The organism is Mesorhizobium sp. M7A.F.Ca.US.005.03.2.1, from assembly GCF_003997795.1.
Taxonomy (GTDB): domain Bacteria; phylum Pseudomonadota; class Alphaproteobacteria; order Rhizobiales; family Rhizobiaceae; genus Mesorhizobium; species Mesorhizobium ciceri.
In genome coordinates, this window is record NZ_RZRP01000148.1 from 1 (window position 1) to 9,803 (window position 9,803).

Here is a 9,803-nt window from a genome sequence, read left to right on the forward strand (position 1 = left end):
TTCCAGCACGACGCGCGCCGCATGGAGCTCGTCATAGAGCTTGATCAGCGTTGCCTTCGAAATGTCGTAACAAGTGTCGATGTCGTGGGCGCCGTCCATCAGCACCTCCGGTTCGACGATCGGCACGATGCCGGCTTCCTGGCAGAGGGCGGCATAGCGGGCGAGCGCATGAGCGTTGGAGCCGATCGAGGTCGCCGAAGGGACGCCCTTGGCCATATCGATGTCGATCACCGCGCGCCATTTGGCGAAGCGGGCGCCGAGCTTGTAGTAGTCGGCAAGCCGTTCGCGCAGGCCATCGAGGCCTTCGGTGACGGTGTCGCCGGGAAACCTGGCCAGCGGCTTGGCGCCGGCATCGACCTTGATGCCGGGGATGGCGCCGGCGGCCCTGATGATGTCGACCAGCGGCGTGCCGTCGGCGGCCTTCTGGCGGATCGTCTCGTCATAGAGGATGACACCGGAAATGTAGCGGGTCATCGCCTCTCTGGTGCGGAACATCATCTCGCGGTAGTCGCGGCGGCTGTCGGCGGTCGATTCGACGCCGATGACGTCGAAGCGCTTCTTGATGGTGCCGGAACTTTCGTCGGCGGCCAGCAGGCCCTTGCCATCGGCGACGATCGCAGCGGCAATGTCTTCGAGACGTTCGCTCATTGTTGCTTCTCCTGAAACGGTTGTTCCGCGCTTAACGGAAGTCTACCGCCAAAGGAATGGCATCGGAAAGCTCGAATCGATTGAAGCCTCGGGCGGCCTTGTTCGCTCTCCGAGTGTTGATCGCCTCGGAGCCTCAGCGCTTCAACACATCGACGCCGGGCAGCGGCTTGCCTTCCATCCACTCCAGGAAGGCGCCGCCGGCGGTCGAGACATAGGTGAAGTCGTCGGCGACGCCGGCGTGGTTGAGCGCCGCGACCGTATCGCCACCGCCTGCAACCGAGACCAGCTTGCCTTCCTTGGTGCGCGACGCCGCGTGCTTGGCAGCCGCCACCGTCGCATGATCGAAGGGCGCGATCTCGAAGGCGCCGAGCGGGCCGTTCCAGACCAGTGTCGCGGCGCGGTCGATCCATTCGCCGATGGTCGTCACGGTTTTGGCGCCGACATCGAGGATCATCCCGTCGGCCGGCACATCGGAGATGGCGACGGTCTCGCAGGCCGCGCCCGCCTTGAACTCCCTGGCGACGACGCCGTCGACCGGCAGGATGATGGCGCAGCCGGCCTCGGCCGCCTCGATCATGATCTGCTTGGCGGTTGAGGCGAGATCATGCTCGCACAGCGATTTCCCGACATCGGTGCCGCGCGCGGCGAGGAAGGTGTTGGCCATGCCGCCGCCGATGACCAGCGCGTCGACCTTCTTCACCAGGTTCATCAACAGATCGATCTTGGTCGAGACCTTGGCGCCGCCGACAATGGCGACGACCGGACGAACCGGTTTTCCCAAGCCCTTCTCCAGCGCCTCAAGCTCGGCTTGCATGGTGCGGCCGGCAAAAGCCGGCAACAGATGCGCCAGCCCCTCGGTCGAAGAATGCGCGCGGTGCGCGGCCGAGAAGGCGTCGTTAACGAAGATGTCGCCATTGGCGGCGAGTTTTTCGGTGAAGGCCGGGTCATTCTTTTCTTCGGCCTTGTAGAAGCGAGTGTTTTCGAGCAGCAGCACGTCGCCCTTGTTCATGGCGGCGACAGCACTTCCGGCCGTGTCGCCGACGCAATCCGAGGCGAAACCGACGGGGCGGCCGAGCACTTCTGCCGTGGCTTTGGCGATCGGCTCCAGCGAGAATTCGGGCGAAGGCCCATCCTTGGGTCGGCCGAAATGGGCGAGCAGGATGACCTTGGCGCCCTTGGCCGATAGCTCGGCGATGGTCGGTGCGATGCGTTCGATGCGGGTGGCGTCGGTGACTTTGCCCTCAGTGACAGGCACGTTGAGGTCGACGCGCACCAGCACGCGCTTGCCGCTGATGTTGCCGATATCGTCGAGTGTCTTGAAGGCGGCCATGCGGGTTCCTTTCGCGAAAAACCGGGGGACCATACCCCGCATCGGCGACGATGCAAGGCTTAGGGCGCGCTCGAACCGAAATTTTGAAGTGGGCACGATCTTGCACTGGCGGGTGGATGAATGGCAGCGCTCAATAGCGGGTTTGTCAGCTTTCGGTTGCTGCCTTTTCCGGCGCTGGCTCCGGGGCCGGTTTGTCGTCCGCCCGCGCCTCGTCCGCCTGCGCCTCGGTCGGCTTGCGCCAATTGCGGATGAAGGCGGAAAGACGGTCGCCGATTTCTCCGGCGCTGAGGAAGACCGGCACCCGCGCCACCGGAGCGGTCGGCTCGAACGACAGGCCGAGGCCTATGATCTTCCCCTTGTCGTCGACGTCGCGGACGATCAGTTCTATCGGGCCGAGCAGCACGCGGTCGGCATATTCGGCATGGCCGCCGAGCCGCGCCGTGACCAGCGCGCCAACGGTGAGCTTTTGCTCCACTTCGGTTAGACCTGGCGTATAGGCTGCTTCCAGTTCGGCGGCGGGGCGCGCTGGATCGACGGCGAAGGCGCCGAAGAAATCGGCATCTTCGGGATCGACCACGGCACGGCTGGCGAACAGCTTGTCGAGCAGGCGCGGATAGCGATCCGGGACGAAAATGTAGACCTGGTCGCCGGCGGCGAGCCGGCCCATGTCCTGGAAGCGCATCGAACGGCCGTCACGCAGCACCAGCGAGGGTCGCGCCCAGCGTGGGATGCGCTCGCCGCGCGCCACCGGGCTGCCGGGTGCGACGCGATAGGCGAGAAGCTCGTGATGGGCCGAACCCGGCAATTCCAGCTCGACCTTGTCCAGCGGTCCGAGCCGCGCCGGCACGATCAAACCGAGGCGGCGCGCCAGCGGTCCGACCGTCCAGCCCTGGATGACCAGCGAAACCAGAACGATGATGAAGGCGGTGTTGAAGATGACACGGCCATTTTCCAGCCCGCCGAGCAGCGGGGTGATGGCAAGCAGGATCGACACCGCGCCGCGCAGGCCGACCCACGAGACAAAGGCGACTTCGGGGCGCGGCATGCGGAACGGGATCAGGCAGAGCCAGACGGCGACCGGCCGCGCCACGAACATCAGGAACAGGCCGAGCAGCACCGCCGGCACCATGATCGCCGGGAATTGCGAGGGCGTCGCGAACAGGCCGAGGATGAGGAACATGATGATCTGTGCCAGCCATGACATGCCGTCCTGGAAGCGCTTGAGGATGGTGACGGCGCGGATATCGGAATTGCCCGAGATGAGGCCGGCGATATAGACCGCCAGGAAGCCCGAGCCGCCAATGGCGCCGGCGGCGGCAAAGACCATCAACGACAAGGTCAGCACGAAGATCGGCAGCAGGCCATGGTCGAGATTGAGCCGGTCGACGAGACGCACGATGGCGAGGCCGCCGAGCACGCCGACGACAGCGCCAAGGCCCATGTTGAGGAGGAAGCCGAGGAAAAGGCTGGTGACCAGGACGTTGGTCTCGGGATTGGCATGAGCGGCGATGATCTCGACCAGCGTGATGGTCAGGAAGATGGCGATGGGGTCATTGGTGCCGGATTCCACCTCGAGCGTCGAGCGCACGCGTTCGCGCAGATTGATCTCGCCGGCACGCAGCAGGAAGAACACGGCGGCCGCATCGGTGGAGGCGACTGCGGCGCCGAGCAGGAAGGATTCCAGCCAGGTGAGGTCGAGCAGATAGTGGGCGGCGGCGCCGAACAGGCCGGTGGTCAGAATTACGCCGAAGGTCGCCAGCGACAACGCCGGGCCGGCTGCCTGCCGCAAGGCGTTGAGCGGCGTGCCGAAGCCGGAATCGAACAGGATGACGGCCAGCGCCAGTGAGCCGGCAAAATAGGCGATGCGGGCATTGTCGAACTGGATGCCGAGACCGTCGGTGCCGGTGGCGAGGCCAATGCAGAGGAACAGGAGCAGAAGAGGGGCGCCGAAGCGGAAGGCGATCAGGCTCGAAAACGCGGCGGCGACGACAAGCGCTGTGCCGACCAGCGTGACGAGATAGATCGCATGCTCCATCCTGAAATCAGCCCCTCAAATTCGTCTGTCTCCTGCTTTGCGAGAGAGTGGGGCGAAGACGTGACCAGTGCAAGGCGGCAGGGTGGCTTTTTGGCCTATGCCGCTGATTTTCGGATGTTTTGGCGCCCGGGACACAATTTGGGAAGGCGCAAGCTGCGCTCATGAAAAACGCCCGGGCAAAGCCGGGCGTTCCAAGTCTCGAAAAGAGTGCTTTGTGATCAGGCGATGGTCTTGCCGAAGGCGACCGATGTGTCGCCCATGCGGTTGGAGAAACCCCATTCATTGTCGTACCAGGAGAGCACCGATACGAAATTGCCGTCCATCACCTTGGTCTGGTCGAGCGCCATGATCGAGGAGCGCGGATCGTGGTTGAAGTCGATCGACACGTTCGGGTGATGAGTGACGCCGAGAATGCCCTTGAGCTTGCCGTTGGAGGCGGCGATCACCGCTTCGTTGATCTCCTGCGCCGTGGTCGACCGCTTGGCGATGAACTTGAAATCGACGACCGAGACGTTCGGGGTCGGCACGCGGATCGAGATGCCGTCGAGCTTGCCCTTGAGGTCGGGCAGCACCAAGCCGATCGCCTTGGCGGCACCGGTCGAGGTCGGGATCTGCGACAGCGCAGCGGCGCGGGCGCGGTAGAGATCCTTGTGCATGGTGTCCAGGGTCGGCTGGTCGCCGGTGTAGGAGTGGATCGTCGTCATCATGCCTTTTTCGATGCCGACCGTTTCGTGCAGCACGGCTGCCAGCGGCGCCAGGCAGTTGGTGGTGCACGAGGCGTTCGAGATGACGATATGATCCTTGGTCAACTGGTCGTGGTTGATGCCGTAGACCACGGTGAGGTCGGCGCCTTCGGCAGGGGCCGAAACGATGACGCGCTTGGCGCCGGCGGTCAGGTGTGCCGCTGCCTTGTCGCGGGCGGTGAAGATGCCGGTGCATTCGAGCGCGATGTCGATGCCGAGTTCCTTCCACGGCAACTGCGTTGGATCCTTGATCGCGGTGACCTTGAACGTCTCCTTGCCGACGGTGATCTGGTCGCCGGATACCGAGACTTCATGCGGGAAGCGGCCGTGCACGCTGTCATAGCGCAAGAGGTGCGCATTGGTCTCGACTGGGCCGAGGTCGTTGACGGCGACGACGTCGATGTCCTTGCGGCCGGATTCATGGATAGCGCGCAGGATGTTGCGGCCGATGCGGCCAAATCCGTTGATGGCAACTCTGACGGTCATAATTCTCTCCCTGGGAGTTGGAGGGCGGACGAGGGGTCTGCAGTTTCATAGCGGCGGAAGCAGAAAGAATCCAGCCGCACTGGCGTGGATTTAAATCGATTAAGTTGAGCCAGCCCGGCGAAGCCGTTTTCGCGGTTTCGCCGAACTGGCCCAGAATCTTACTTGGCGTGCAGGCGGGCTTCCGCCGCCTTGGCCGCGGCCTCGGCGGTAATGCCGAAATGCGGATAGAGTTGCTCGATCGTGCCCGACGCGCCGAAGCCGGTCATGCCGACGAAGATGCCGTCTGAGCCGATCAGATGATCCCATCCCTGGCGGATGCCGGCTTCGATCGCCATCTTGATCGGCGCATTGCCGATCGTCTTCTTGCGGTAGTCGTCGCTCTGCTGGTCGAACAGTTCGAAGCAGGGAACCGAGACGACGCGGGTCGGATGGCCGTGCTTTTCCAACAGCTCGCGCGCGCCAAGTGCGATCTCGACCTCGGAGCCGGTGGCGAAGATCGTTATCGCCGCCTCGCCGCTGGCGGCGGCCAGCTCATAGGCGCCCTGGCTGCTGAGGTTCTTGGCCGTGAATTCGGTGCGCACCGTCGGCAGGTTCTGGCGGGTCAGCGCCAAGGTCGACGGCGTCTTTTCCGACTCCAGGGCGATCTGCCAGCATTCCGCGGTTTCGACCGCGTCGGCCGGGCGGAAGACATTGTGGTTGGGGATCGCGCGCAATGCCGCCAGATGCTCGACCGGCTGGTGGGTCGGGCCGTCTTCGCCCAGACCGATGGAATCATGGGTCATGACGAAGATCGAGCGGATGCCCATCAGCGAAGCAAGACGCATTGACGGGCGGGCATAGTCGGAGAAGCACAGGAAGGTACCGCCATAGGCGATGAGGCCGCCATGCAGCGTCAAGCCATTGATGGCGGCCGCCATGCCATGTTCGCGAATGCCGTAGTGGACATAACGCTGGCCGTAATCGTCGGGCGTGATGTTCTTGGTCTGGCTGGTCTTGGTGTTGTTGGAGCCGGTCAGGTCGGCGGAGCCGCTTATGGTTTCCGGCACGGCGCCGTTGATGACCTCCAGCGCCATTTCCGAGGATTTGCGGGTGGCGACCTTCGGCTTGTCGGCCGACAGCTTCTTCTTGTAGTCGGCGATGACGGCGTCGAAATTCGACGGCAGCTTGCCGGCGAGGCGGCGTTCGAACTCGGCCTTCAACTTGGGCTCGGCCTTGGCCAGACGTCCCTCCCAGTCGGTGCGCGGCTTGGCGCCGGTTTTACCGGCGGCGCGCCATGCGTCAAGGATGTCGGCCGGAATCTCGAAGGGCGGCGAGTCCCAGTTGAAGAATTTGCGCGCACCGGCGATCTCGTCGGCGCCGAGCGGCGAACCGTGCGCCTTGTTGGTGCCGGCCTTGGTTGGAGCGCCGAAGCCGATGGTCGTCTTGCAGGCGATCATCGTCGGCTTGTCGGAGTGACGAGCGGCTTCGATGGCATAGGCGATGGCTTCCGGATCGGTGCCGTCGATGTGGCTGGCGTTCCAGCCCGAGGCCTGGAAGCGGGCGACCTGGTCGGTGTTGTCGGCAAGCGAGACCGGGCCGTCGATCGAGATGTTGTTGTTGTCCCAGAAGACGATCAGCTTGTTGAGCTTGAGATGGCCGGCAAGCGCGATGGCTTCCTGGGAAACACCTTCCATCAGGCAGCCGTCACCGGCCAGTACGTAGGTGTAATGGTCGACGAGGTCGTTGCCGAAGGCTGCGTTCATGATGCGCTCGCCGAGCGCGAAGCCGACCGAATTGGCCAGACCCTGGCCGAGCGGGCCGGTGGTCGTCTCTATGCCGGTGGCATGGCCGTATTCGGGATGGCCGGCGGTCTTCGAGCCCAACTGGCGGAAATGCTTGATCTGGTCGATCGTCATGTCCTCGTAGCCGGTCAGGTGCAGCAGCGAATAGAGCAGCATCGAACCGTGGCCGGCCGACAGGATGAAGCGATCCCGGTCGGGCCAATGGGGGGCCTTCGGATCATATTTCAGGAACTTCGTGAACAGCACCGTGGCGATATCGGCGCAGCCCATTGGCAGGCCTGGATGGCCGGAATTTGCCTTCTCGACGGCGTCCATGGAGAGAAAGCGGATCGCATTGGCCATCCGGTCATGTTGTTCACGCGACGTCATGGTTCCTCCAGAAGTGGGGGTTTGGGGGCTTGGGAGAGCCCTTGAAAAGGGTGCGCGACACATAGCAGGCGCGGGCTTTTAGTCAACAAATCGGGTGCACATTTGCCGGTCTTGTGATGCCGGCGGCGGACCTACATTAGCGTTAGCGGGGGACAGTCGCGAGAGCTTTGTTGACGTTGCCTTCACCCGGTGCCTAATGTTTCAGGGATAACGCGTTCTGAACGTGAACGATTCGGTGATGGGCAGGGCACAGGACGAAGGCCATGACCGGGGAAGCCACACTCAAGGAAGTCATCGCGAGGCTGGGCAAGGCCATCGAGGGGCTGGAAAACGCCGTCGCGGCCAAGCTCGAGCATGAACGGGACTACTCCGAAGCCGAGGCCGAGGTGCAGCGGATGAACGCCGATCGCTCGCGGCTGGCGCAGGAACTCGACAATTCCGAAGCGCGCGCCGAACGGCTGGAAGATGCCAACAAGGAAGTCTCGCGACGTTTGGTGACCGCCATGGAAACCATCCGCGCCGTGTTGGACAGATAGGAGCTGGCCCGATGGCACAGGTCACGGTTTCAATCGACGGCAAGCAGTATCGCATGGCCTGCGACGAGGGCCAGGAAGAGCATCTGATCGATCTTGCCGAACGTTTCGACCGCTATGTTTCACACCTGAAGGACTCGTTCGGCGAGATTGGCGATCAGCGGCTGACCGTGATGGCCGGCATTATGGTGATGGATGAACTCTCGGAGTTGCAGAAACGCGTCAAGGGCATGGAAAGCGAAGTGCTGACCTTGCGCAAGACCCGCGACGAGGCTCTGACCAAGGCCGACAAGAGCGATAGCGTGCTGACCAACGCGCTCAGCGCGCTGGCACAGCGCATGGAAGACCTGACTGTGACAATGGCGGTCAACAAGAGCTGAGGCAGGATCTCTCCTGTCCAGCCCAACAGGCTCTCATCCGCGTGCCGAGCATTCGGCAGCATAAAAATGCTCGCCTGCCGCCGACAAGAGTTTCATATTGTCTTGCAGTCACAATTTTTGCGCTAAGATGCAACGATGCCCGGGCGGGGCAGCTCGATGGCGGCATGGGTTGCCGCTTGTCGTTCCTCGCTGCCGACGGGTTCCGTTTACAGGGGAGATGTATCATGAGCCTTCGTATCAACGACATTGCGCCGGATTTTACCGCCGAGACCACGCAAGGGACGATCAAATTCCATGACTGGATCGGGGACGGATGGGCGATCCTGTTCAGTCATCCCAAGAATTTCACGCCGGTCTGCACGACCGAGCTTGGCACGATGGCGGGGCTCGAAGGCGAATTCAAGAAGCGCAACGTCAAGATCATCGGCATTTCGGTCGATCCGGTCGAAAGCCACGGCAAGTGGCAGGACGACATCAAGACGGCGACCGGCCATTCGGTGAACTACCCGCTGATCGGCGACAAGGACCTCAAGGTCGCCAAGCTCTACGACATGCTGCCGGGCGGTGCCGGCGAGACGTCGGAAGGCCGCACACCGGCCGACAATGCCACGGTGCGCTCGGTCTATGTCATCGGACCGGACAAGAAGATCAAGCTGGTGCTGACCTACCCGATGACCACGGGCCGCAACTTCGATGAGATCCTGCGTGCGGTCGATTCCATGCAGCTGACCGCCAAGCATCAGGTGGCGACGCCGGCAAACTGGAAGCAGGGCGAGGACGTCATCATCACCGCTGCCGTCTCCAACGAGGACGCGATCAACCGCTTCGGCGCTTATGAGACCATCCTGCCGTATCTGCGGAAGACCAAGCAGCCCTCTGCCTGACCGCTCCTCGGAACAGTTTTTGGCTTTCCTGTCGCCGCGAGCGAAATGATACTTGACTGGCTCACCCGAGCGGACAACCATGCTCCTCTCGGGTGTCGTCAGAGAAAATCATTCCTGACGACCGAGAGTTGGGGAAGCCAGAATTGGACGTAGCTTTGGCCAGGCCGCAGGTCAGCGGCTTCTACGACAAGCCGACCGGGGCCATCCAGTATGTCGTCGCCGACCAGGCGACGAAACGCTGCGCCATCATCGATCCGATCCTCGATTTCGACGAGAAATCCGGTGCTACGGCAACGACGAATGCCGATATCCTGCTCGACTTCGTCAGCGAGCAGGGGCTGAGCGTCGAATGGATCCTCGACACCCATCCGCACGCCGATCATTTCTCGGCGGCGCACTATCTGAGGGAGAAGACCGGAGCGCCGACAGCGATCGGCGACAGGGTCGTCGACGTCCAGAATTTGTGGAAGGCGATCTACAACTGGCCGGATTTTCCCGCCGACGGTTCGCAGTGGGACAGGCTGTTTGGTGAAGGCGAAACCTTCACGGTCGGCACGCTTCCGGTCAAGGTGCTGTTCTCGCCCGGCCATACGCTGGCGTCGATCACCTATGTG

General features: G+C 62.9%; 9 protein-coding genes. 4 read left to right on the forward strand and 5 right to left on the reverse strand.

The genetic code is table 11. The annotated features are described in order from the left end of the window. The 5 genes from EN991_RS11080 to tkt form a co-directional block, all read right to left on the reverse strand. The coding region (locus EN991_RS11080) for a class I fructose-bisphosphate aldolase (RefSeq protein ID WP_127368745.1) at window positions 1-648 on the reverse strand (648 nt) is incomplete at its 3' end. A gap of 133 nt (window positions 649-781) precedes the next feature. Beyond that, a complete protein-coding gene (locus tag EN991_RS11085) occupies window positions 782-1,978 on the reverse strand; it encodes a phosphoglycerate kinase (RefSeq protein ID WP_013529247.1) in 1,197 nt (398 codons plus the stop codon). 145 nt (window positions 1,979-2,123) lie between these two features. Further along, complete coding sequence (locus tag EN991_RS11090) at window positions 2,124-4,013, reverse strand: potassium/proton antiporter (RefSeq protein WP_127368746.1); 1,890 nt, start codon at window positions 4,011-4,013, stop codon at window positions 2,124-2,126. 218 nt (window positions 4,014-4,231) lie between these two features. After that, window positions 4,232-5,242, reverse strand: a complete 1,011-nt coding sequence (gap, locus tag EN991_RS11095; RefSeq protein ID WP_127368747.1) for a type I glyceraldehyde-3-phosphate dehydrogenase — start codon at window positions 5,240-5,242, stop codon at window positions 4,232-4,234. A 158-nt stretch (window positions 5,243-5,400) separates the two neighbouring features. Beyond that, window positions 5,401-7,392 carry a transketolase gene (tkt, locus tag EN991_RS11100; protein ID WP_127366194.1) on the reverse strand — a complete coding sequence of 664 codons (1,992 nt, stop codon included), beginning with the start codon at window positions 7,390-7,392 and terminating at the stop codon, window positions 5,401-5,403. Between the two features lie 263 nt (window positions 7,393-7,655). Here tkt and EN991_RS11105 point away from each other — a divergent pair, with 263 nt between their 5' ends. The 4 genes from EN991_RS11105 to EN991_RS11120 form a co-directional block, all read left to right on the forward strand. After that, window positions 7,656-7,928 carry a DUF4164 domain-containing protein gene (locus EN991_RS11105; RefSeq protein ID WP_013529251.1) on the forward strand — a complete coding sequence of 91 codons (273 nt, stop codon included), beginning with the start codon at window positions 7,656-7,658 and terminating at the stop codon, window positions 7,926-7,928. 11 nt (window positions 7,929-7,939) lie between these two features. Then, entirely contained in the window at window positions 7,940-8,305 is a 366-nt protein-coding gene (locus tag EN991_RS11110; protein ID WP_013529252.1) for a cell division protein ZapA, read from the forward strand. 224 nt (window positions 8,306-8,529) lie between these two features. Then, on the forward strand, window positions 8,530-9,189 hold the full coding sequence (locus EN991_RS11115) for a peroxiredoxin (protein WP_063173204.1): 660 nt from the start codon (window positions 8,530-8,532) through the stop codon (window positions 9,187-9,189). Window positions 9,190-9,332: 143 nt separating this feature from the next. Then, window positions 9,333-9,803: MBL fold metallo-hydrolase (locus tag EN991_RS11120; protein ID WP_127368748.1), on the forward strand; the 471-nt coding region annotated here is incomplete at its 3' end.

Coding starts and splice junctions, on each gene's coding strand:
- EN991_RS11090 (WP_127368746.1), bottom strand. CDS start 4,013: ATGGAGCATGCGATCTATCTCGTCACGCTGGTCGGCACAGCGCTTGTC.
- EN991_RS11115 (WP_063173204.1), top strand. CDS start 8,530: ATGAGCCTTCGTATCAACGACATTGCGCCGGATTTTACCGCCGAGACC.
- gap (WP_127368747.1), bottom strand. CDS start 5,242: ATGACCGTCAGAGTTGCCATCAACGGATTTGGCCGCATCGGCCGCAAC.
- tkt (WP_127366194.1), bottom strand. CDS start 7,392: ATGACGTCGCGTGAACAACATGACCGGATGGCCAATGCGATCCGCTTT.
- EN991_RS11085 (WP_013529247.1), bottom strand. CDS start 1,978: ATGGCCGCCTTCAAGACACTCGACGATATCGGCAACATCAGCGGCAAG.
- EN991_RS11105 (WP_013529251.1), top strand. CDS start 7,656: ATGACCGGGGAAGCCACACTCAAGGAAGTCATCGCGAGGCTGGGCAAG.
- EN991_RS11110 (WP_013529252.1), top strand. CDS start 7,940: ATGGCACAGGTCACGGTTTCAATCGACGGCAAGCAGTATCGCATGGCC.